We start from the raw sequence: 22,216 nt of genomic DNA on the forward strand, positions 1-22,216 counted from the left end.
TGCTCTCGCCTCATCCTGAGGAGCGAGCGAGCATCCTGCAGTCTAAAGAATATACCGCGAAAGGTCGGTGTTCTTGGCCAGTTCGCCGACATTCTTGCGCACATAGTCGGCGTCGATGGTGACCGTCTCGCCCGGCTTGTCGGGCGCGGTGTAGGAGATGTCGTCGAGCACGCGCTCCATCACCGTCTGCAGGCGCCGGGCTCCGATGTTCTCGACCGATGCGTTGAGTTCGACGGCGATGTCGGCCAGCGCGTCGATGGCATCGTCGGTGAATTCGAGCGCCACTTCCTCGGTCGCCATCAGCGCCACATATTGCTTGATCAGGCTCGCTTCGGTCTCGGTCAGGATACGGCGGAAGTCGTCGCGTTCCAGCGCCCGCAGCTCGACGCGGATCGGCAGACGGCCCTGCAGTTCGGGCAGAAGGTCCGAGGGCTTGGAAACATGGAAGGCGCCCGAGGCGATGAACAGGATGTGGTCGGTCTTGAGCGGGCCGTATTTGGTGGCCACCGTCGTCCCCTCGACCAGCGGCAGAAGGTCGCGCTGCACGCCCTCGCGGCTGACCGAGCCGCCCAGCCGGCCTTCGCCGACGGCGATCTTGTCGATCTCGTCGAGGAACACGATGCCGTCGTTCTCCACCAGCCGGAGCGCGTCGTGAACGAGCTGGTCCTCGTCGAGCAGCTTGTCGGACTCGTCGGCGACCAGCAGATCGTGGCTCTCGCGCACCGTGGTCTTGACCTGCTTTGTGCGCTGCTGGCCGAACGCCTTGCCCATCAGGTCGCCCAGATTGATCATGCCGACATTGGCGCCGGGCATGCCCGGGATCTCGAAGCCGGGCATGCCGCCCTGGCCGGTATCGGCGACCTCGATCTCGATTTCCTTGTCGTCGAGGCTGCCCTCGCGCAGCTTCTTGCGGAACGAATCGCGCGTGGCGGGGCTCGCATTCTTGCCGACCAGCGCGTCGAGCACGCGCTCCTCGGCGTTGATCCGCGCCTTGGCCTTGACCTGTTCGCGCTTCTTGTCGCGCACCAGCGAGATGCCGATCTCGACCAGATCGCGCACGATCTGCTCGACGTCGCGGCCGACATAGCCGACCTCGGTGAACTTGGTCGCCTCGACCTTGATGAAGGGCGCCCCGGCGAGCTTGGCCAGACGTCGCGAGATTTCGGTCTTGCCGACGCCGGTCGGTCCGATCATCAGGATGTTCTTGGGCATCACCTCGTCGCGCAGCGCATCGTCGAGCTGCTGGCGCCGCCAGCGATTGCGCAGCGCGATGGCCACGGCCCGCTTGGCGTCCTTCTGGCCGATGATGTGGCGGTCGAGTTCCGAGACGGTTTCCCGGGGAGAGAAATGGGTCATACGCGCAGTCACACTTTGATCGGGGGCAATCTGTCGAGCACCGATGTGGGGAGGGTGGGCCGCACGATCAAGTTGCGGATGCGCTGCCAGCCGGCGCCGAACACGATGATCAGCGCGCCGACCACCAGCAGGATCAGCGCGAAGGGCGGAATGCCCGTCTGGTTGGCGGTCGAATTGATGAGATAGTAGATGCCGAGCGAGCCGAAATAGGCAAGCGTGGGGATCAGCAGCGAGCGCCGGTCGATGGCCAGCGCGACATAGACGAAACCCGTGATCAGCACCGCCAGCAGGATCATCGCACTGGTGCCCGGCTCGATCTCGCCGAAGACGACATCCTGGCCCGTCGCCATGATGAACAGCGGATGGACCAGCAGCGGCGCCGAGATGACGTGCAGCCAGAAGGCGCAGTCCGACCAGATCGTCACGCGCTCGCGGTCGCGCAGGTCGAACATCACCCCGACCGCGAAGATGATCAGACCGGACACGAGCGGCATGTAGAGCGCGCTGCGCAACAGTTCGGGCAGTTCCTCGAGGGCGGGCATGGTCAGCCGGCCCTCGGTGACCCCGTCATAAAGGAACAGCGCAACGTAGAAGAAGGCCAGGGCGGTCAGGCCGAGCGCGATCACGCCGGCCATGATCGGCACCCTGAAGCGCCAGAAATAGAGCACGGCCGACAGCGCGATGCCGCCAAGAAAGACCGTGCCGGCCATGCCGAGCTGCGGCCGCATGGCGGCGAGCTGCAGCGGATTGTCCGGCACGGCGAGGTCGAACTGCGAGGAGACGAGCAGCCAGGTCAGCTCGCCTGAGGCGGCGACGAAGCCAAGGCCCAGAACGGTCGAGGACAGGCGCATGCGGTGCTGGCGCGTGACGAACTCGGCGACGGCCCAGGCGAACACCGCCATCAATGCGAACACGCTCGCCTGGCCGACGCCGAGCACGGTGCTCGCGGCGGCGAAGAGCCCCGCACCGAGCATGACGATGCCGATGGTCACGAAAACGTCGTTGCCGCCGCCGATCAGGCGCATGTTCTCGTCGATGCTGGCGTTGACGGTCGACCGGACCGTTTCGGCATCGAGCGTGCCTTCGGCGAGCGCCATCAGCCGGTCGCGCTGGCCCGCATCGATGATCTGACGGGCGACGGCGTCGTCCAGTTGCGCCCGCGACAGCATTCAGCTTCCCCTTTGCCGGATGATTGCGGGATCAAACCGCATGATCAGGTAATTGTCCGTCTTGCCTCGCAGTTCATCGACCGCATGGAACCCGGCCTTTTCATAGGCCCTGACGGCGCGCGTGTTGGTCGCGTCGGGGTCGATCAGGATCAGGCGATAGCCCTTCTGCCAAAGCATTTCGGCCATCAGGCGCACCACGGCCGATCCGAGGCCTTTCGACAGCGAACCGGCTTCGGCGATGAACAGGTCAATGCCCACGGCGCCGTTGGGCAGCAGGTCCAGCCATGGGGTTTCGGCGAGCTGGGCGGGCGTCTTGTTGTCGTCGAAGAACGAATACTGGACGTAGCCTGCCGGTACGCCCTCCAGCTCGAAGATGAAGGGCCGGGTGGAATCCTGGCCATCCAGCTTCGCGCGGAGGCGTCCGATCTGGGTATCGACATCGCCCCACCATTGCCGCACATGTTCCCGCGCCAGCCACTGGGCGAGTATCGCAAGGTCGGCTTCGGTGACGGGCCTGAAGGTGACTGCGCCCGGCTCAGCCTTCATCGAGCGTTTCCAGGATCACATTGTCATTGGTGTAGACACAAATGTCGGCCGCGATCGCCATGGCCTTGCGCGCGATGGCCTCGGCATCCAGGTCGCTGTCGGCGAGCGCCCGCGCCGCGGCAAGCGCGTAATTGCCGCCCGAGCCGATCGCCATGATGCCCTGTTCGGGTTCGAGCACGTCGCCATTGCCGGTCACGCACAGCGTGACTTCCTTGTTGGCGACCAGCATCAGCGCTTCGAGATTGCGCAGATACTTGTCGGTGCGCCAGTCCTTGGCCAGTTCGACGCAGGCGCGCATGAGCTGGTTCGGATATTGCTCGAGCTTCTTTTCGAGGCGTTCGAGCAGGGTGAACGCGTCGGCCGTCGCGCCCGCGAACCCGGCGATCACCTCGCCCTGCTTGCCGATGCGGCGGACCTTGCGCGCATTGCCCTTCATCACCGTGGCCTGGCCCATGGTCACCTGACCGTCGCCGGCGATCACCACCGTGCCGCCCTTGCGCACGGTGACGATGGTCGTTGCATGCATGGAAGGCAGTGCGTTGGTCTGGCTCATTTGAATCATTCCCGTCATTGGTCGCGCCCTATGTAGGTGCGTCGGCCGGCGGTGCAAACCGGCCGCCTTGCCGCTGGTCTTTGCCGGAACCACTTGATAAGACCCGACCGCACGAACCGGGACAAGGCCATGACCGCGCGCAGCGCCACGATCAACCGCAAGACCAACGAGACCGATATCGCCGCTACCGTCAATCTCGACGGCACCGGGCAGGGCGACATCGTCACCGGCATCGGCTTTTTCGACCACATGCTCGACCAGTTGGCCCGCCATTCGCTGATCGACATCACCGTTCGCGCCAATGGCGACACCCATATCGACGACCATCACACCGTCGAGGACACCGGCATCGTGCTGGGCAAGGCGATCGCCGGCGCGCTCGGCGACCGGCGTGGCGTCACCCGCTACGCCAGCCTCGATCTGGCCATGGACGAGGCGCTCACCCGCGCCGCCGTCGATGTCTCGGGGCGGCCGTTCCTGGTCTGGCGGGTGGCCTTCACCGCGCCGAAGATCGGCGGCTTCGACACCGAACTGGTCCGCGAGTTCTTCCAGGCATTCGCCCAGCACGCCGGCATCACGCTGCATGTCGAGAATCTTTATGCCGCCAACAGCCACCACATCGCCGAGACTTGCTTCAAGGCGGTGGCGCGGGTGTTGCGGACCGCCGTCGAGATCGACCCGCGCCGCGCCGACGCCATTCCCTCCACCAAGGGCTCGCTGGGCGGATAGGCGATGGCGCGCTACGTGATCATGCGCGACGAGCGGACCCAGCCGCGCAGCCGGCCGGCGGTGATCGCCATCCGCGATGGCGGGTCCCTTCTGGCGCTCGCCTTTCCGCTGCTGTGGCTGTTGTGGCACCGGCTGTGGATCGCCTCCTTGCTGCTGATCGCTGCGAGCCTGGCGCTGGGCTTTTTTTCGAGCGACCCGCAACTTGGGGGTTTCGTGCTGGCGGCGTCGATCGTCCTGGCCATCCTTGTCGGGCTCGAGGCCCAGGGCTGGCGCGTCGCCAAGGCCCGCCGGCAGGGCTATGCTGTCGTCGACATCATCGAGGCCAGCGACCGTGCCGAGGCCGAACTGCGCTTTGCCGAGCGGTTCGGCCTTTCCGGTCGCGACAACCGGTCCGATGGCAATCCCGGTCCGTCCGAAGGCGACGTGCCCGAATTCCTCTATGAACCGCCGCAAGGGACGAGCCGCTGATGCGCGTTGTCCTGATCGATTACGGCTCGGGCAATCTGCGCTCGGCGCACAAGGCGTTCGAGCGCGCCGCGCGCGAGGTCGGCATCGAGGCGAGCGTCGAGGTGACCGCCGATGCCGGTCGCGTTGCGACCGCCGACCGGATCGTGCTGCCCGGTGTCGGCGCCTATGCCGATTGCCGCGCCGGGCTCGATGCCGTGCCGGGCATGGTCGAGGCGCTGCAAACCGCCGTGCGCGACAAGGGACGGCCGTTTCTGGGCATTTGCGTCGGCATGCAGCTGATGTCGACGCGCGGGCTCGAAAAGACGGTCACGCCGGGTTTTGGCTGGGTCGGCGGCGATGTCGTCGAGATGACCCCGGCCGACCCGGCGCTCCGCATCCCGCAGATTGGCTGGAATACGCTCGATGTCAGGCGGCCCCACACTCTGCTGGACGGTATCCGCACCGGCCCCGACGGATATCACGCCTATTTCGTCCATTCCTATCATCTGGCCGCCGAAGACCCCGATGACGTCGTTGCCACCTGCGACTATGGCGGACCGGTCACCGCGATCGTCGTCCGGGACAATATGGCGGGCACGCAGTTCCACCCCGAAAAGAGCCAGACCCTCGGCCTGGCCCTGATCGCCAATTTTCTCAAATGGGCGCCTTAAAGTCCGGGTAGCATCGGGTTCTCGGACCCCTTTTGTTTGCGTTCAAAACGACGTCGATGAACATCAAATCGCCCGGCCGATTCTTCATTCGGGAACAGCTTTTCGAACAAGCGAATTGCTAGAGTGCGGCTGCCCTTATGGGTCCGTTCTTCCCAAACGTCGTACAGTCGGCGAGGATCAACGTCGAAGCGACTCTGGATATCGCGCACTTTCCAGCCAACCGCACGTAGTACCCACGTCTTGATGGCCTCAGATTTCGTCAGTTTACCGTTAGGCATAGCAATTCCTTTCTGCCTAGCGGGCCGATTTGCCTTTTTGGGGACTTGCGCTTCGCCTGCGAACATGCAGGGATGCGCAAGCCATTTCTAGGAGGCTCGCTGGGCCCGTGTTCAGCGAGAGAAGGCCGGGGGTCCATCCCGGCTTTCTCATTTTCATAGAAGGCGACTCGTTTAGGTTGTGCAAGCGCCTCATGAACACATATACAGTGTTTCCATTTTGTTCAAACACTAAATCTAGTGTTAACGGCGCCCCATGAAGCCGAAAATTCTCTTCCCCGCCATCGATCTCAAGGATGGCCAATGCGTCCGGCTCAAGCTCGGCGACATGGAGCAGGCCACGATCTACAACGAGGACCCGGCCGCGCAGGCGAAGACCTTCGAGGACGAAGGCTTCGGATGGCTGCACGTGGTCGACCTCAACGGCGCTTTCGAGGGTGAAAGCGTCAATGGCGCTGCGGTCGATGCGATCCTGAAGGCGACGAAAAACCCGGTCCAGCTTGGCGGCGGCAACCGCACCATGGCCGATATCGAGGGCTGGCTCGACAAGGGCCTGGCGCGCGTGATCCTCGGCACGGCGGCGGTACGCGATCCCGACCTGGTGCGGCAGGCCTGCAAGGCGTTCCCCGGCAAGGTCGCCGTCGGCATCGACGCGCGCGGCGGCAAGGTTGCGGTCGAGGGCTGGGCCGCCACGTCCGAGCTCGACGCCATCGAGTTGGCCCGGCGTTTCGAGGGCGCGGGTGTGGCCGCCATCGTCTTCACCGACATCGACCGGGACGGCGTGCTGTCGGGCATCAATTGGGATGCGACCATCGATCTGGCCGATGCGGTCTCGATCCCGGTGATCGCATCGGGCGGGCTCGCCTCGCTCGCCGATGTCGTCCGCATGGTCATGCCCGATGCCGAACGGCTCGAGGGCGCCATTTCCGGCCGTGCGCTCTATGACGGGCGCATCGACCCGCAGATCGCGCTGGGCGTGCTCAACGGCATCCTGCCGCCGGACGAGGGCTTGTTCACGTGAACGCGCACGCCGTGCTATGATCGCGCCATGAACATCCAGGACAAATGGCCGACGACCCCCGACGAATTCCTGCGCTGGAACCAAGGGCGCGAGGGCAAGCGTGAATTCGTGCACGGGAGGGTGGTCGAATTGATGATCAATGTGACGCGCAATCACGCCAATCTGGCGAACAGGCTGCTCTTTGCCCTGACCAGCCAGCTTGGAACCGACCAGTACATGATCGGCTCGGCCGACTTCGGCGTTCGGACGGCAAGCGGCATTCGCTTCCCCGACGTGATCGTCGAGGCGGCTGGCGGCGACGGCAAGGCGCTGGCCACCGCCGAACCCCTGCTTGTCGCCGAGATCCTGTCGCCGGCGTCGATGCGCGACGATTTCGGGCCGAAGGCCGACGAATATCTCGCCATTGCCTCGCTCGAACACTATCTGGTGATTGCCCAGGACACCCCGCGCATCTGGCTTTGGGCGCGCGATGACGAGGGTCGGTTCGGCGAGCCGGTCATCTGCGACGATCCGAAAACGCCCGTGGAACTCGACGGCCTGGGCGTCGGCCTCGACCTCGCCGCGCTCTACAAGGGCATAGCGGAGACGCAAGGGTGAACCTTCAGTTCCGACATCCGACCAATGCCGACGAGTTCCTGCGCTGGAACCACGAACGCGAAGGCAGGCGCGAATTCGTGCAGGGGAAGGTGGTGGAGATGATGATCAACGTCACCGAACGCCACTACTGGCTGGCGGTACGCCTGCAGCGACAGATCGTCGACCAGATCGGGCTCGACGAATACATTGTCGGCTCGTCCGATTTCGGCGTCCGGGCCGGCAACAGCGTCCGCTATCCCGACGTCATGGTCCACCGTCCCTCGCAGGCCGCCGGGCTGGCGACCGCCGAACCCCTGCTTGTCGCCGAGATCCTGTCCCCGGCGTCGATGCGCGACGACTTCGGGCCGAAGGCCGACGAATATCTCGCCATTGCCTCGCTCAAACACTATCTGGTGATCGCCCAGGACACCCCGCGCATCTGGCTTTGGGCGCGCGATGACGAGGGTCGGTTCGGCGACCCGGTCATCTGCGACGATCCGAAAACGCCCGTGGAACTTGACGGCCTGGGCATCGGCCTCGACCTGGCCGCGCTCTACAGGGGAATTGCGGATGTGACGTCATGACGATGAAGGCCCGCGTCATTCCCTGCCTCGACGTCAAGGACGGCCGCGTCGTCAAGGGCGTCAACTTCGTCGATCTGATCGATGCCGGCGATCCGGTCGAGGCGGCCCGCGCCTATGATGCGGCGGGCGCGGACGAGTTGTGCTTTCTCGATATCACCGCCTCGTCGGACGACCGCGAGACGATCTTCGATGTCGTCGCGCGCACGGCCGAGCACTGTTTCATGCCGCTGACGGTCGGCGGCGGTGTGCGCACCATCGAGGACATCCGCAAGCTTCTTCTGGCCGGCGCCGACAAGGTCTCGATCAACACCGCGGCGGTGAAGACACCGCAATTCGTGGCCGAGGCGGCCGACAAGTTCGGCAATCAGTGCATCGTCGTCGCCATCGACGCCAAGAAGGTGTCCGCCGAGGGCGAGCCGGATCGCTGGGAGATCTTCACCCATGGCGGCCGTACGCCGACAGGCATCGATGCCGTCGCGTTCGCCAGGAAGGTCGTCGATCTGGGCGGCGGCGAGATTCTGCTGACGTCCATGGACCGGGACGGCACCAAGGCCGGTTTCGACATCGCGCTCACCCGCGCCGTTGCCGATGCGGTTCGCGTGCCGGTCATCGCCTCGGGCGGCGTGGGCACCCTCGACCATCTCGTCGAGGGGGTGCGCGACGGTCATGCGACCGGCGTACTTGCCGCCTCGATCTTCCATTTCGGCACGCATACCATCGCCCAGGCCAAGGCGCATATGGCGCGGGCCGGCCTTGCGGTCCGGCTCGATCCGGCGGCATAAGGCGCCATGACCCGGTTTTCCCTGCATGACCTCGAAGCGGCCATCGCCGAGCGCGCAAGCGCCGACCCCGCCCAATCCTGGACCGCCAGGCTGATCGCCGCCGGACCGGAAAAGGCGACCCGGAAACTCGGCGAGGAGGCGATCGAGACCGTGATCGCCGCGCTTGGCGAGGATCGGCAGGCGCTCGTCGCCGAGAGCGCCGACCTTCTCTACCACTGGCTGGTCGTGTGCCGGCTGCGCGGCGTCGGGCTCGACGAGGTGCTGGCCGAACTGGAACGCCGCTCCGCCCAAAGTGGTCTTGCGGAAAAGGCCTCGCGCACCGCATAAGGCGGGGCAGTTCCGCCGACCGATCGCATCGACCATGGACCGGACAGCCGACAACGCCGCAACGACCGAATTGGAGCCGGACAGCCTTGAGATGTTCGCCGACGGTCTGACCACAATCGACCAGCTCGCCGGCGGCGAGGTGTCTCCCTATCGCCATTTCACGGCCGAGCGCTGGGCCGAGTTCCGTGCCGACACGCCGCTGACGCTCAGCGCCGAGGAGGTCGAACGCCTGCGTTCGCTGAACGACCCCGTCGATCTCGACGAGGTCCGGCGCATCTATCTGTCGATCTCCCGGCTGTTGTCGGCCCATGTCGAGGCTTCGCAGGGGCTGTTCCAGCAGCGCAAGCGCTTCCTGAACTTCCCCGACGCCATCAAGACGCCCTTCATCATCGGCATTGCCGGTTCGGTGGCGGTCGGCAAGTCGACCACGGCACGCATCCTCACCGAACTGCTGGCGCGCTGGCCGTCCAGCCCCAAGGTCGACCTGGTGACGACGGACGGCTTCCTGTTGCCGAACGCGCAATTGCGCGCCCGCGGCCTGATGGAGCGCAAGGGCTTTCCCGAAAGCTATGATGTCGCCGCGATCCTGCGCTTTCTGTCGGCGATCAAGGCAGGCGAGGGCAAGGTCTCGGCGCCGCTCTACTCGCATCTGACCTATGATGTGCTGCCGGGCCGCTACCAGACCATCGACCGGCCGGATATCCTGATCTTCGAGGGCATCAACGTGCTTCAGGTCCGCGACCTGCCCGAGGACGGCCGCACCATTCCGTTCGTGTCCGACTTCTTCGATTTCTCGATCTATATCGATGCCGATGACGGGCTGATCCGCGACTGGTTCCTTGAGCGCTTCATGCGCCTGCGCGAGACGGCATTCCGCGACCCCAAATCCTTCTTCCATCGCTATTCGCAGCTTTCCACCGATGCCGCCCGCGCGATCGCCGAGGGGCTCTGGGTCAACATCAACCTGAAGAATCTGCGCGAGAACATCCTACCCACGCGCCCGCGCGCCGATCTGATCCTGCGCAAGGGCTCCGATCATCTGGTCGAATCGGTGCTGCTCAGGAAGCTGTGAGGTTGCCCCACCGTCATCCCTTCCGCCGGCTTGGGAAGGGTGAAGGATGCCGGCAGCATGAGCCATTCGAGACGGATCAGGGCGCCGTCACCCGCCGAAGCGTCAGATTGATGCGGCCGGGCTGCTTCAGCAGCATCGAGGTGCCAGCGTCGATCCGGTCGACGCCGTGATAGGCGAGCCGCGAGGCGCCGCCCAGCACCAGCACGTCACCCGATTGCAGCCGCAGCGAGATGGTCTTGCCGCCGCGCTTGCTGCCGCCGATGCGGAACCGGCAGTCATCGCCCAGCGAGACCGACACCACCGGCGCGTCGAAGTCGTCTTCGTCGCGATCCTGGTGCAGGCCCATCCTGGCGTCCGGCGCATAGAAATTGATCAGGCAGGCTTCGGGCGCGTGCGGATAGCCGGCGAACCGGTCCCAGAGCGCGACCACGCTGTCCGGCATGGGCGGCCATGGCGCGCCCGTCACCGGATGGGTCGGCTGGTAGCGATAGCCGCCCAGCTTGTCGGTCAGCCAGCCGAGCGCGCCGCAATTGGTCATCTTCACGCTCATCGGCTTGCCGGTGCGCGGCATGACCGGCACGAACAGCGGCGCCTTGCCGACCACGGCACGGATATCGGCCAGCAGCGCCCGCTGTTCATCGGCGTCCAGCGCGGCGGGCAGATGCTGCACGCCTTCGGGCAGGGATGCCATGGGGTCGGTCCGCATGCGGATCGGCGATCCTTCGGTCAATCGTAGCGCAACTCGGTCGCCTTGCCGCCAAACACACGGTAGGCAAACACCGAATAGCCGGCGATCACCGGCAACACCACCAGCGTGCCCGCCAGAATGATGATCAGGCTTTCGGGCGCGGCCGACGCCTCGTAGATCGTCAACCGGTCGGGAACGACATAGGGATAGAACGAATAGGCGAGCCCGGCAAATCCGAGCGCCAGGATCGCCGTCATGGCGATGAACGGCACGAGCGAGAACCGGTCATTGCGGTCTGGCAGATAGGCAAGCTGCCAGAACAGGAAGCCGAACAGAAAGCCCGCCATCAGCGGCAGGGGCGCCAGGAACACGATCTCGGGCACCGAGAACCACTTGTCGAAGATGCGCGCGCTGGCAAGCGGCGTTGCAAGCGAAATGGCGAGCATGCCGATCATGGTGAACAGCAGCGCCCGCTGCATCCAGCCGACCGCGCGCTTTTGCAGATCGCCCTCGGTCTTGTAGATCAGCCAGGCCGCGCCGGTGGCGGCATAGGTGGCGGTCAGGCACAGCGCGACCACGAGCCCGAACTGAACGCCGATCATGTCGCCGCGCAGGCCGAGCACATAGGCGCCGAGCATGTAGCCCTGGGCAAGTGCGGTCACCAGCGAGCCGCCGAAGAACACCCGGTTCCACAGCCATTTCTCGTCGGCATTCGCCTTGGCGCGGAATTCGAAGGCGATGCCGCGGGCGATCAGCCCGATCAGCATGACCGCCACGGGCAGATAGAGCGCCGTCAGGATCACGCCATGGGCGATCGGAAAGGCGACGAGCAGGATGCCGATCGCCAGCACCAGCCAGGTCTCGTTGGCATCCCAGAACGGGCCGATCGAGGCGATCATCCGGTCGCGATCCTCGACAGGCGCGACCGCGAACAGGATGCCCACGCCCAGATCGAAGCCATCCAGGATGACATAGACCAGGATCGAAATGCCCATCAGCACGGCAAAGATCACCGGCAGATGCGGGTATATGAGGGACACGTCCATGATACCTACTCCGCTACCACGGGCATGGCGTCCCGACCGCCGGGAATGGCGGTGCCGCCCGCCGGATCGGGTTCGGGCCTGTCGGACCCGCCGGCCTTCGCCGCCTTGCTGGCAAGGCGCACGATCACGAAGGCGTAGGCGCCAAGCAGCAGGACATAGACCGCCAGATAGGCGAGCAGGGTCGACATCACCATGCCGCCTGCGACGGGGCCGAGCGCGTCGCTTGTCGTCATCACGCCCGTCACCAGCCAGGGCTGGCGGCCGATCTCGGTGACATACCAGCCGGCGATGGTGGCGACCCAGCCCGACAGGGCCATCGGCACGAAGGCCATGGCCAGCCAGCGCGGCAGCGCATCGTCGCTCGCCCGACGCCGCCAAAGGTACCACGCGCCGACCCAGCTTGCCGCCAGCATCAGCACGCCGATGCCGACCATGATGCGGAAGGCGAAGAAGACCGGCACCACCGGCGGGTGCTTCACCGTGCCGTCCTCCAGCACGAAATCGTTCAGCCCCGGCACCTCGCCGTCCCAGGAATGGGTCAGAATCAGACTGGCCAGGCCCGGAATACCGAGCTCCAGGCGGTTCTCGCGCGCCTGCTCGTCCGGCAGGGCGAACACGATCAGCGGCGCGCCGCTCTTGGTTTCCCAATGCCCTTCCATGGCGGCGACCTTGGCCGGCTGGTGCTCGAGCGTGTTCAGCCCGTGCAGGTCGCCCGCGAAAATCTGGATCGGGATCAGGACCGCGCCCAGAACGATGCCAGTGTTCAGCGCCTTGCGCATGGCCGCCGAGCGATCGCCCAGCAGGTAGCGCAGCGCCGAAATGCCCGCGATGAGGAAGGCCACCGTCAGACCCGAGGCAAGCAGCATGTGCGCGAGCCGGTAGGGCATGGAAGGGTTGAAGACGATCGCCCACCAGTCGGTGGCGTGCGCGACGCCCTCGCGCATCTCGAACCCGGCCGGCGTATGCATCCACGAGTTCAGCACCAGGATCCAGAAGGCGCTCATCGTGGTGCCGAAGGCGACCAGGAAAGTCGCCAGCGTATGCACCCGGTTCGACACGCGCCTGAAGCCGAACAGCATGATGCCGACGAAAACCGCCTCCAGGAAGAACGCGGTCAGCACCTCATAGGCGAGCAGCGGACCGGCGACATTGCCGACGGTCTCCATGAAGCCCGGCCAGTTGGTGCCGAACTGGAAGCTCATGGTGATGCCGGAGACCACGCCCATCGCAAAGGACAGGGCAAAGATCTTCACCCAGAAGAAATAGGCCTGCATCCACGCTTCATCGCCCGAGCGGCTGTAGCGCAGCTTGAAATACAGCAGCACCCACCCCAGCGCGATCGTGATCGTCGGGAACAGGATATGGAAGGTGATGTTCGCCGCGAACTGGATGCGCGACAGGATGAAGGGATCGAAGACGGATTCTGCCATAGCCACAACCTTTCGGTGCGGATATGGTTCCCGGTCCCTACGGCCGGGAGATGACACGCTGCCGCAGCCTGCCGCCGATCAGCCCTGCCCGGTTCGCCCGCAGCGGATGCAGGCCATGTTGCGCCTGAAATAGGCGATCCGCGTCCGCGGCCCGTGCTTGCGGATGAGCGCTTCGAGATCGAGCGGCGCGCGATGCCCGCAATGAACGCATTCGAACACCACGCGATGGCCCGACCCGGAGAGCTCGCCAAGTGTCCAGGAACTCGGAATACCGAAGAACGTGTCCAATGGATCGCTCACGCCGTCTGCCTTTCTTGCCTGTCAGCATAGCACGCATGGCGCCTCGATGCGCCCTCCGGCGCAAGGCGGCGGCAGGAAGTTGCGCGTCATGGGTTGACTTGTCCGCCCGAACGTCCGATCTGAGGGCCACGTCGTCAGCCCTGCCGCGTGAGCAGAGGGCGCCACGGGCGCCGCCAAGGCCGACGTTCAGACGACAGTTTCCCCCTTCACGCAGGAAGCGGCGCAAGATGCGGCCCGGCACGTTCATCGTGCGGCCGGCTTGCGCGCGTCGCGTTACCGACCGGACCCGGATCGCGGGGCCGGCGGCCAAGCAATGCGGGCCGCGCGCCCGCCCGAAGGAACATGATGGACTTTCAATCGCTGGGGCTCGCGCCCCGCCTCACCGCCCGCCTCGCCGAAGGCGGGCTCGTCACGCCCACGCCGATCCAGGCGCAGGCCATCCCCCACGCACTCGCCGGCCGCGACGTGATCGGCCTCGCCCAGACCGGGACCGGCAAGACCGCCGCCTTCGGCCTGCCGCTCGTGCACGCGCTGGGCAAGACCGGCGTCCGGCCCGAGCCCAAAAGGCCCGTCGGCCTCGTTCTGGCGCCGACACGCGAACTCGCCAAACAGATCGCCGACACGCTGGGCGACTTCACCCGCGGCTCGCATCTGCGGGTTTCGCTCGTGGTCGGCGGCGCCTCGATGAACCGGCAGGCCGACACGCTGCGCAAGGGCGTCGACCTTCTCGTCGCCACGCCCGGCCGTCTGATCGACCTGATCGAGCGCAAGGCGCTGTCGCTCGACGACACGCGCTTTCTGGTGCTCGACGAAGCCGATCAGATGCTCGACATGGGCTTCATCCACGCGCTCCGGCGCATCGCCCGGCTGCTGCCCGCAAGGCGCCAGACCATGCTGTTTTCGGCCACCATGCCGCGCCAGATCGAGGAGCTCTCGCGCGGTTATCAGACCGATCCGGTCCGCATCGAGGTGGCCCGTCCGGGGCTTGCGGTCGACAGGATCGACCAGTGGGTGCATTTCGTCGCCCAGCCCGAAAAGCTCGCCCTGCTCAAGACCATGCTTGCCGACCACCCCGGCGAGCGCTCGCTGGTGTTCGCGCGCACCAAGCATGGTGCCGAGCGGATCATGAAACAGCTCGCCAAGGCCGGTTTCGCCGCCGGCTCGATCCACGGCAACAAGAGCCAGGGCCAGCGCGAGCGCACCATTGCCGCCTTCCGAAAGGGCACGACTAAGGTGCTGGTCGCCACCGATGTGGCGGCCCGGGGGCTGGACATCGAAGGCGTCGGGCACGTTTACAATTACGACCTGCCGAACGTCGCCGAGAACTATGTGCACCGGATCGGCCGCACGGCCCGCGCCGGCGCCGATGGGCGCGCGGTCGCCTTCTGCTCGGCCGACGAGTCGGCGGCGCTGAAGGACATCCAGAAGCTGCTCAAGGCGTCGATCCCGGTCGGCGGCGGCCAACCCTGGCATCCGCTGGCCGCAAATTCCGGCAAGCCGCGAGCCGCCAGGCCGGCACGGCCCCGCCGCAACAGGTCGCGTACGAAGATGCGCGCCGCCGCCTGAAGCGCTCGCATGCCGCTGGCGGTCGCACGACCGCCGGTCGCGGCCTGCCTCAGATATCCAGGTTCGCCACCGACAGCGCGTTGTCCTGGATGAACTCGCGGCGCGGCTCGACCTCGTCGCCCATCAGCCGGCTGAACAGCGAATCCGCGTCGGTGGCGTCGGTCACCTTGACCTGCAGCAGCGAGCGCGCCTCGGGGTCGAGCGTGGTCTCCCAGAGCTGCTCGGCATCCATCTCTCCGAGCCCCTTGTAGCGTTGCAGTGTCAGCCCCTTGCGGGCGGTGTCGAAGATGGTGTCGATGAGCTCGGTCGGCGCGTTGATGGTCTTGGCCGTTTCCTTGCGGCGCAGCGTGGCCGGCGCGTCGAAGGCTACCTCCAGCCGCGGCGTCAGGCCGTTGAGCGCGCGCGCGTCGGCCGACTGCATCAGCCCGGCATCGATGATCATCGCCTCCTTCACGCCGCGCACCGTGCGCTCGAAGATGAAGCCGCCATCGCCCTCGTTGGACGGGTTGATGCGCCCGGTCCAGCCGCGCTCGGTCTCCTCGGAGATCATGTCGAGCCGGCCGGCGACCGTCGAGGCGATGTCGGCGGCACGGCCCAGATCGGTCAGAAGCGCCGGATCCAGCGCGCCACCGAGCCAGGCCTGTTCGACCACGGCCCGGTCATAGCGCGAATGCAGGCCCTCGAGCACCGACCGCGCGCGCAGGCAGGTCTCGATCAGCGCGCGCAGATCGTTGCCGGCGCGAATGTCGCCATTGGCGGTCTCCAGCACCGCCTCCTCGAGCCCGACATCGACGAGATAGCTCTCCATCGCCGCCTCGTCCTTGAGGTACTGCGAGGCCTTGCCGCGGGTCACCTTGTAGAGCGGCGGCTGGGCGATATAAAGGTGCCCGCGCTCGATGATCTCGGGCATCTGCCGGAAGAAGAAGGTCAGCAGCAGCGTGCGGATATGGGCGCCGTCGACGTCGGCGTCCGTCATGATGATGATCTTGTGATAGCGCAGCTTGTCGGGGTCGAACTCGTCCTTGCCGATGCCCGCGCCCAGCGCGGTGATCAGCGTGCCGACCTGGTCGGAACCGAGCATGCGGTCGAAGCGCGCGCGCTCGACATTGAGGATCTTGCCGCGCAGCGGCAGGATCGCCTGGTTCTTGCGCGAGCGGCCCGACTTGGCTGACCCGCCCGCCGAATCGCCCTCGACGATGAAGATTTCGGACTTGGCCGGATCGCGCTCCTGGCAGTCGGCCAGCTTGCCGGGCAGCGATGTGATGTCGAGCGCGCCCTTGCGGCGGGTCAACTCGCGCGCCTTGCGCGCCGCCTCGCGCGCGGCGGCGGCCTCGACCACTTTCGAGACCAGCGTCTTGGCCTCGGCCGGGTGCTCCTCCAGCCACTCGCCGAGCGTCTCGTTGACCAGGCCCTCGACCACCGGCCGCACCTCCGAGGAGACCAGCTTGTCCTTGGTCTGGGAGGAAAATTTCGGGTCCGGAACCTTCACCGACAGCACGCAGGTCAGCCCTTCGCGGCAATCGTCGCCCGTCAGCGAGACCTTTTCCTTCTTGGCGAGCCCGGAGGCCTCGGCATAGCCGTTGACCTGCCGGGTCAGCGCGCCGCGAAAACCGGCCAGATGGGTGCCGCCGTCGCGCTGCGGGATGTTGTTGGTAAAGCACAGCAAGTTTTCGTGGTAGCTGTCGTTCCACCACAGCGCCGCCTCCACCGTGATGCCGTCGCGCTCGCCATGGATGACCACGGGCGTGTCGATGAGCGGCTTCCTGGCGCGGTCGAGCCAGCGCACGAACGCCTCCAGCCCGCCGTCATATTTCAGGTCGACGACCCGCTTGTCGGCGTGGCGCGCATCGGTGAGCACGATGTGCACGCCCGAATTGAGAAAGGCCAGTTCGCGCAGCCGGTGTTCGAGCGTGTCGAAGGAGAACTCGGTCTGCGAGAACGTCTCTGTGGAGGGCATGAAGGTGATCTCGGTGCCCGTGAAGTCGCCCGCCTCGCCGGTGACGGCCAGCGGCGCGTCGGCCACGCCGTTCGAAAAGCGCATCTCGTGGAACTTGCCGTTGCGGCCGATCTTCATGGTCAGCCAGACCGACAGCGCGTTGACCACGGAGACGCCGACGCCGTGCAGCCCGCCCGAGACCTTGTAGGAATTCTGGTCGAACTTGCCGCCGGCATGCAGCTGCGTCATGATCACCTCGGCCGCCGAGACGCCCTCGCCCTCGTGGATGTCGACCGGAATGCCGCGGCCGTTGTCGGTGACCGTGACCGAGCCGTCGGCATTGAGCGTGACCGTGACCCGGTCGGCATGGCCGGCCAGCGCCTCGTCGATGGCGTTGTCGACGACCTCGTAGACCATGTGGTGCAGGCCCGAGCCGTCATCGGTGTCGCCGATATACATGCCCGGACGCTTGCGCACCGCGTCAAGGCCCTTGAGGACCTTGATCGATCCGGCGCCGTAATCGCCATTGCTCGTCGTGTCGGCATCGGGGAGGGATTGTTCGGGTGCGTCGCTCATGCGGCCTTTTGTCCAGGTTCCCGCCCGCGCCCGATTGCGCGAATCGGCGGCAAGTCATTGCTGTCATATAGGGTTTTTCGGCCCGAAATCCAAACCGCGCCGAGGGTGCCCACCGCAGTTGCGGTCCGCGGCGGGCCTGCTGCGGACAGGCTTGGCAGCACTTCGGCGGTGCGGCTGCCAAGCCACTGAATTCATTGACTTTTTACTTCCAAGTCGCCACAGTTCATGATTCGTTGGACCATTTCACGAGGTGACGATGACGACGCACGGCGATCTGGAACGGCAACTGGAAGGCTACGGGCTGACCACGGCGCACATTCTTTATCGCATGCCCGACCATCCGGGCATCCTGCAGACCTTCATCTGGCAGCATTACGACCTGGCGCCGAAGTTCCCCGAAATGCGCCGGTTTCTGGATTTCTGGGAGGAAAATCTCGACGGCCCGCTGCACTCGGTGCGCTACACCCACAAGAAGCTGATCAGCCCCGGCGAATGGCGCAAGGTGGACGGCGAGATCGTGCTGCATTGAGGGATGCGCGGTCGGCTGCGGCGCTCATCTGCTTGCCGGCTGCCACAGCTCGACCGGGTTGCCTTCGGGGTCGTGGATGCGCGCGAAGCGGCCCACTTCCGGATGCGCGTCCCACTCGGCGCGGGTCTCGACGGCGATCCCGGCCTGCTGCAATCGCGCGATCATCGCGTCGAGATCGTCGACACGAAAATTGATCATGAAGGACTTGTCCGCCGCAAAGTAGTCGGTGTCCTCGGCAAATGGTGCGAACACGGTCGGCCCGGCCTGCTGCATCCAGACCGGCGCGCTGTCGACGCCCAGATGGGTCGCGTACCACGCCTTGAGCGCCTCGGGGTCGCGGGCGCGAAAAAACACGCCGCCAATGCCCGTTGCCTTTGCCATGGATCGTACCTCGTCATCGACCCCACGGCGCCATTGTGCCACAGCTTGCACACGAAGGGCAGGGCGTTTTCCATGAGCCGGCACAAGGGGCTCGTGGCATGATGCGGCGCCAGCACCGCCGGAGGCAGCGATGACACGATCGCCGACCAACGATAGCCCCATGACGGTTGACGCAATCCTTGCCTGGCTCGCCGGAAACGGCACGCCCGAAGGCCTGGCCTCGATGGCGCGCTACAACATTCCCGGCGACAACGCCTTCGGCATCGCCATGGGCGATCTCAAGCGCAAGGCAAAAGCGATCGGCCGCGATCACGATCTGGCGCTCGCCCTCTGGGATATCGGCAAATACGAGGCGCGCGTGCTCGCCGCGGAGATCGCCGATCCGGCGCGGCTGTCCGAGGCGGTGATGGACCGGTGGTGCGCCGATTTCGACAGTTGGGCGATCTGCGATCACACCTGTTTCGTGCTCTTCGACAGGACGCCGTTCGCCTGGGCCAAGGTCCATGAATGGGCTCCGCGCGAGGCGGAATTCGTGCGCCGGGCGGCCTATGCTCTGGTGTGGGCGCTGTCGGTGCACGACAAGGCGGCCGGCGATGCCGCGTTCGAAAAGGCGCTGGCGCTGATCGAGGCCGCGCCGGAGGATGCCCGGCCGCTGGTCAAGAAGGCGGTCGACATGGCCCTGCGCGCCGTCGGCAAGCGCAATGCGAACCTCAACGCGTCCGCGCGCCGGACTTGCGCGGTGCTGATGGATGCCGATACGCCGGCGCGCCGATGGATCGGCCGCCATGCGCTGCGGGAGCTCGAAAGCGCCAAGGTGCAGGAACGCGTGAACCGTTAGCCGGCTTTGTCGAACCGGAATTAGCCGGCAAATTGCGCCGGCTTCAGCCCTCACATCGGGATTGGCCAGCGGCGATGGACCTGCTCGATGTCGGCGAGCACGGCCTCGTCGAGCTTCACATCCTTGGCATCGATGCAGGTCTTGAGCTGGTCCATGGATGTCGCCCCGATGATCACCGCGGTCATGAACGGCCGGGTCAGGCACCATGCCAGCGCCATCTGCGCCGGGTCGAGTCCGTGTTTGCGCGCAACGTCGAGATATTCGCTCAGCGCCGGTTCGACATAGGGCGAGACGCGTCCGCCCAGGGTTTCGTGGATCGTCAGCCGCGAGCCCTCGGGCACCGCACCGCCGGCATATTTGCCCGTCAGCAGACCGGCCGCCAGCGGCGAATATGTCAAAAGGCCGACATGCTCGTGATGGGCCAGCTCGGCGAAATCGAGGTCGTAAAGCCGGTGCAGAAGCGAATACTCGTTCTGCATGGACTGAACGCGCGGATAGCCCTTCTCCTCGGCGATGCGCAGATAGTGCATCGTGCCCCACACGGTCTCGTTGGACAGGCCGACATGGCGCACCTTGCCGGCCTTGACCAGTTCGTCGAGCGTGGCCAGCGTCGCCTCGATATCGGCCACCGCCTTCTTCCTGTCCTGCTTTTCGGGCGCATAGTCCCAGTGCTGACGGAAGTGATAGGAGCCGCGGTTCGGCCAGTGGATCTGGTACAGGTCGATATGGTCGGTCCGCAGCCGTTTCAGGCTGCGCTCGCAGGCCTTGCGGATCTTGGCCGGCGTGATTGGCTTGCCGCCATCGATGCCGTGCCCGCCCGGACCGATCACCTTGCTGGCCAGGATCACCTTGTCGCGGCGCCCGCCCTCGGCGAGCCAGCTTCCGATGAACTCTTCGGTGCGCCCGGCGGTCTGAAGGGCAAAGGGCGTGGTGGGATACATCTCGGCGGTGTCGAAGAAGTTCACGCCCGCCTCGAGCGCGTAGCTCATCTGCGCATGAGCCTCCTCCTCGGTGTTCTGCGATCCCCAGGTCATGGTGCCCAGGCAGATCTCGGACACGTTCAGGCCGGTGCGGCCGAGCTTGCGCATTCGCATGGAGGTTCCCCGGATGTGGTGGAAGGCCGTTTCGAGGTCTCCTGTCTAGCCCGCCGCGGCGCATTGCGCCACCCGTGCGTTGCACCATGGCGGTGCCGCGGGGTCCCGATCGGCGCGAATGGCCGCACCCCGCGCCGTTGACCGGCCATGATCGTGGCCCATACTCACTGGCGACAGGACGCCGAACGCCCATGGATGCCAAGCCCCAGCCCTTCGTGCCGCCCCATCCGGTGCCGCGCACCCACATTCCGACGCGGCTCGAAGTGGTGCGCACGATCATGCGCAACCCGCTCGAACTGTGGGGCGAGCCCTCCTACACGCGTACGCATATCAGCACGCGTTTCCTGAACGAGACGACGCTGATCTGCAATCATCCCGAGCTGATCCGGCATGTGCTCGTCGACAACCAGGCCAACTACCGCATGGCGCGCGTGCGCCAGCTCATCCTGCGGCCGATCCTGCGTGACGGGCTGCTGACCGCCGAGGGCGAGGTCTGGCGCCGTTCGCGCAAGGCGATGGCCCCGGTGTTCACGCCGCGCCACATCAAGGGCTTTGCCGACATGATGCGCGCCCGGGCCGACAGTTTCCTCGACCGCTATCGGACCGCCCAGGGCACGGTGCGCGACATCGCCCACGACATGACGGATCTGACCTACGAGATCCTGGCGACGACCCTGTTCTCCGACGAGATCAGGACCGGCGGGATGGACTTTGCCGACGATGTCGACCGTCTGCTGTCGACCATGGGCCGGGTCGATCCGCTCGATCTGCTCAAGGCGCCGCAATGGGTGCCGCGCGTTCAGCGGGTGCGCGGCCGGTCGACCATGGCCAAGTTCCGCAAGGTGGTGCGCGACACCATTAAGGCGCGCCGCGAAACGATGAGATCGGCGCCCGAGACGGTGCACGACGACTTCCTGACCCTGCTGCTCAGGGCGGAAGGGCCCGACGGACTGACCGCCGGCGAGATCGAGGACAATCTGATCACCTTCATCGGTGCCGGCCACGAGACCACGGCGCGCGCGCTGGGGTGGACGCTCTACCTGCTCGCCAACGCGCCGCATGAGCGGGTGCTCGTCGAAGAGGAGATCGCCGCGGTGCTGGCGGACGACCCGCCGCCGGTGGAATGGCTCGATCGCATGCCGAAGACCCGCGCGGCCTTCGAGGAGGCGATGCGGCTCTATCCGCCCGCGCCGTCGATCAACCGCATGGCGGTAAACGACGAGGTGTTCACCTTCAGGGACGGCACGCAGGTGGCGATCGCTGCCGGCACGACGGTGCTGGTCATGCCCTGGGTGCTGCACCGGCACCGCATGTTCTGGGACCACCCCAATGCCTTCCAGCCGTCACGCTTCTGGCCGCACAACCGCGATGCGATCGACCGTTTCCAGTATCTGCCCTTCGGCGTCGGCCCGCGCGTTTGCATCGGCGCCACCTTCGCGCTTCAGGAGGCGGTGATCGCGCTGGCGCTCTTGCTCAACGAGTTCGGCTTCGAACCGACCCCGGACCTCGCCCCCTGGCCTGTGCAGAAGCTGACCGTGCAGGCCAAGGACGGCCTTCCGATGCGCGTGGTCAGGCGGTAGCGGAGGCGATGGTGATCCGGCGCATCGGCGCTTTTCTCGGCACGGGCCATGACAGATGCAGGGCAATGCCGGCCCATTTGTGCCTTGACGGAAAAGAAGCTTCGCACTTTCGCCTGATTGACGGCAATGGACGCTGCTTTCTAT

Annotated in this window: 24 protein-coding genes; 13 read left to right on the forward strand and 11 right to left on the reverse strand. The window is 65.9% G+C overall.

What is annotated here, in order from left to right; translation table 11 throughout:
• Positions 1-42: 42 nt before the first annotated feature.
• From hslU to hslV, 4 genes are read right to left on the reverse strand one after another with little or no spacing between them, the layout of a single operon-like run.
• Positions 43-1,356: an ATP-dependent protease ATPase subunit HslU gene (gene hslU, locus RBB34_RS00430; protein ID WP_306117206.1), complete on the reverse strand. Its 1,314-nt coding sequence runs from the start codon at positions 1,354-1,356 to the stop codon at positions 43-45.
• Between the two features lie 8 nt (positions 1,357-1,364).
• The gene (locus RBB34_RS00435; RefSeq protein ID WP_306117207.1) at positions 1,365-2,525 is read right to left on the reverse strand and encodes a hypothetical protein; all 1,161 of its coding nucleotides are present in this window, start codon (positions 2,523-2,525) and stop codon (positions 1,365-1,367) included.
• The gene (locus RBB34_RS00440; RefSeq protein ID WP_306117208.1) at positions 2,526-3,071 is read right to left on the reverse strand and encodes a GNAT family N-acetyltransferase; all 546 of its coding nucleotides are present in this window, start codon (positions 3,069-3,071) and stop codon (positions 2,526-2,528) included. It lies immediately after the preceding gene.
• A complete protein-coding gene (gene hslV, locus RBB34_RS00445; protein ID WP_306117209.1) occupies positions 3,061-3,624 on the reverse strand; it encodes an ATP-dependent protease subunit HslV in 564 nt (187 codons plus the stop codon). The genes RBB34_RS00440 and hslV overlap by 11 nt, the downstream gene beginning before the upstream one ends.
• Positions 3,625-3,753: 129 nt before the next feature.
• Between hslV and hisB the strand changes: the two genes are divergently transcribed.
• The 9 genes from hisB (at position 3,754) to coaA (ending at position 10,108) form a co-directional block, all read left to right on the forward strand.
• Positions 3,754-4,353 (forward strand): imidazoleglycerol-phosphate dehydratase HisB, encoded by a 600-nt coding sequence (hisB, locus tag RBB34_RS00450; RefSeq protein ID WP_306117210.1) that lies wholly within the window; start codon positions 3,754-3,756, stop codon positions 4,351-4,353.
• Between the two features lie 3 nt (positions 4,354-4,356).
• Complete coding sequence (locus RBB34_RS00455; RefSeq protein ID WP_306117211.1) at positions 4,357-4,821, forward strand: DUF2628 domain-containing protein; 465 nt, start codon at positions 4,357-4,359, stop codon at positions 4,819-4,821.
• On the forward strand, positions 4,821-5,471 hold the full coding sequence (gene hisH, locus RBB34_RS00460; protein ID WP_306117212.1) for an imidazole glycerol phosphate synthase subunit HisH: 651 nt from the start codon (positions 4,821-4,823) through the stop codon (positions 5,469-5,471). Before RBB34_RS00455 ends, hisH begins: the two co-directional genes overlap by 1 nt.
• Positions 5,472-6,002: 531 nt before the next feature.
• Complete coding sequence (gene hisA / locus RBB34_RS00465) at positions 6,003-6,767, forward strand: 1-(5-phosphoribosyl)-5-[(5-phosphoribosylamino)methylideneamino]imidazole-4-carboxamide isomerase (RefSeq protein ID WP_306117213.1); 765 nt, start codon at positions 6,003-6,005, stop codon at positions 6,765-6,767.
• 27 nt (positions 6,768-6,794) lie between these two features.
• A complete protein-coding gene (locus RBB34_RS00470; RefSeq protein ID WP_306117214.1) occupies positions 6,795-7,364 on the forward strand; it encodes a Uma2 family endonuclease in 570 nt (189 codons plus the stop codon).
• Entirely contained in the window at positions 7,361-7,927 is a 567-nt protein-coding gene (locus tag RBB34_RS00475; protein WP_306117215.1) for a Uma2 family endonuclease, read from the forward strand. The genes RBB34_RS00470 and RBB34_RS00475 overlap by 4 nt, the downstream gene beginning before the upstream one ends.
• Positions 7,924-8,709: an imidazole glycerol phosphate synthase subunit HisF gene (gene hisF / locus RBB34_RS00480; protein WP_306117216.1), complete on the forward strand. Its 786-nt coding sequence runs from the start codon at positions 7,924-7,926 to the stop codon at positions 8,707-8,709. The genes RBB34_RS00475 and hisF overlap by 4 nt, the downstream gene beginning before the upstream one ends.
• 6 nt (positions 8,710-8,715) lie before the next feature.
• Complete coding sequence (locus RBB34_RS00485) at positions 8,716-9,036, forward strand: phosphoribosyl-ATP diphosphatase (RefSeq protein ID WP_306117217.1); 321 nt, start codon at positions 8,716-8,718, stop codon at positions 9,034-9,036.
• A gap of 91 nt (positions 9,037-9,127) precedes the next feature.
• Positions 9,128-10,108, forward strand: coding sequence for a type I pantothenate kinase (coaA, locus tag RBB34_RS00490; protein WP_306117459.1), 981 nt, complete (start codon positions 9,128-9,130; stop codon positions 10,106-10,108).
• Between the two features lie 76 nt (positions 10,109-10,184).
• Here coaA and RBB34_RS00495 read toward each other — a convergent pair whose 3' ends face one another.
• The 4 genes from RBB34_RS00495 to RBB34_RS00510 all read right to left on the reverse strand — a co-directional run bounded on the left by RBB34_RS00495 (position 10,185) and on the right by RBB34_RS00510 (position 13,572).
• A complete protein-coding gene (locus RBB34_RS00495) occupies positions 10,185-10,799 on the reverse strand; it encodes an alpha-ketoglutarate-dependent dioxygenase AlkB (protein ID WP_306117218.1) in 615 nt (204 codons plus the stop codon).
• A 35-nt stretch (positions 10,800-10,834) separates the two neighbouring features.
• Positions 10,835-11,836, reverse strand: a complete 1,002-nt coding sequence (locus RBB34_RS00500; protein ID WP_306117460.1) for a cytochrome d ubiquinol oxidase subunit II — start codon at positions 11,834-11,836, stop codon at positions 10,835-10,837.
• Positions 11,837-11,847: 11 nt separating this feature from the next.
• Entirely contained in the window at positions 11,848-13,272 is a 1,425-nt protein-coding gene (locus RBB34_RS00505; RefSeq protein WP_306117219.1) for a cytochrome ubiquinol oxidase subunit I, read from the reverse strand.
• Positions 13,273-13,350: 78 nt separating this feature from the next.
• Positions 13,351-13,572 carry a hypothetical protein gene (locus RBB34_RS00510; protein WP_306117220.1) on the reverse strand — a complete coding sequence of 74 codons (222 nt, stop codon included), beginning with the start codon at positions 13,570-13,572 and terminating at the stop codon, positions 13,351-13,353.
• 342 nt (positions 13,573-13,914) lie between these two features.
• Between RBB34_RS00510 and RBB34_RS00515 the strand changes: the two genes are divergently transcribed.
• Positions 13,915-15,138, forward strand: a complete 1,224-nt coding sequence (locus tag RBB34_RS00515; protein WP_306117221.1) for a DEAD/DEAH box helicase — start codon at positions 13,915-13,917, stop codon at positions 15,136-15,138.
• 49 nt (positions 15,139-15,187) lie between these two features.
• Here the strand turns inward: RBB34_RS00515 and gyrB are convergent, their stop codons facing one another.
• Positions 15,188-17,650, reverse strand: coding sequence for a DNA topoisomerase (ATP-hydrolyzing) subunit B (gyrB, locus tag RBB34_RS00520; protein WP_306117222.1), 2,463 nt, complete (start codon positions 17,648-17,650; stop codon positions 15,188-15,190).
• 256 nt (positions 17,651-17,906) lie between these two features.
• On the opposite strand from gyrB, the gene RBB34_RS00525 reads away from it, so the two are divergent.
• The gene (locus RBB34_RS00525; protein WP_306117223.1) at positions 17,907-18,179 is read left to right on the forward strand and encodes an usg protein; all 273 of its coding nucleotides are present in this window, start codon (positions 17,907-17,909) and stop codon (positions 18,177-18,179) included.
• Between the two features lie 24 nt (positions 18,180-18,203).
• Here RBB34_RS00525 and RBB34_RS00530 read toward each other — a convergent pair whose 3' ends face one another.
• Positions 18,204-18,560 (reverse strand): VOC family protein, encoded by a 357-nt coding sequence (locus RBB34_RS00530; protein ID WP_306117224.1) that lies wholly within the window; start codon positions 18,558-18,560, stop codon positions 18,204-18,206.
• Between the two features lie 160 nt (positions 18,561-18,720).
• On the opposite strand from RBB34_RS00530, the gene RBB34_RS00535 reads away from it, so the two are divergent.
• The gene (locus RBB34_RS00535; RefSeq protein WP_306117225.1) at positions 18,721-19,398 is read left to right on the forward strand and encodes a DNA alkylation repair protein; all 678 of its coding nucleotides are present in this window, start codon (positions 18,721-18,723) and stop codon (positions 19,396-19,398) included.
• Positions 19,399-19,448: 50 nt separating this feature from the next.
• Here RBB34_RS00535 and RBB34_RS00540 read toward each other — a convergent pair whose 3' ends face one another.
• Positions 19,449-20,492 carry an aldo/keto reductase gene (locus RBB34_RS00540; protein ID WP_306117226.1) on the reverse strand — a complete coding sequence of 348 codons (1,044 nt, stop codon included), beginning with the start codon at positions 20,490-20,492 and terminating at the stop codon, positions 19,449-19,451.
• Positions 20,493-20,683: 191 nt separating this feature from the next.
• Here RBB34_RS00540 and RBB34_RS00545 point away from each other — a divergent pair, with 191 nt between their 5' ends.
• The gene (locus tag RBB34_RS00545) at positions 20,684-22,072 is read left to right on the forward strand and encodes a cytochrome P450 (protein WP_306117227.1); all 1,389 of its coding nucleotides are present in this window, start codon (positions 20,684-20,686) and stop codon (positions 22,070-22,072) included.
• Positions 22,073-22,216: the final 144 nt, after the last annotated feature.

It is taken from the genome of Roseitalea sp. MMSF_3546 (assembly GCF_030732865.1).
GTDB lineage: Bacteria > Pseudomonadota > Alphaproteobacteria > Rhizobiales > Rhizobiaceae > Roseitalea.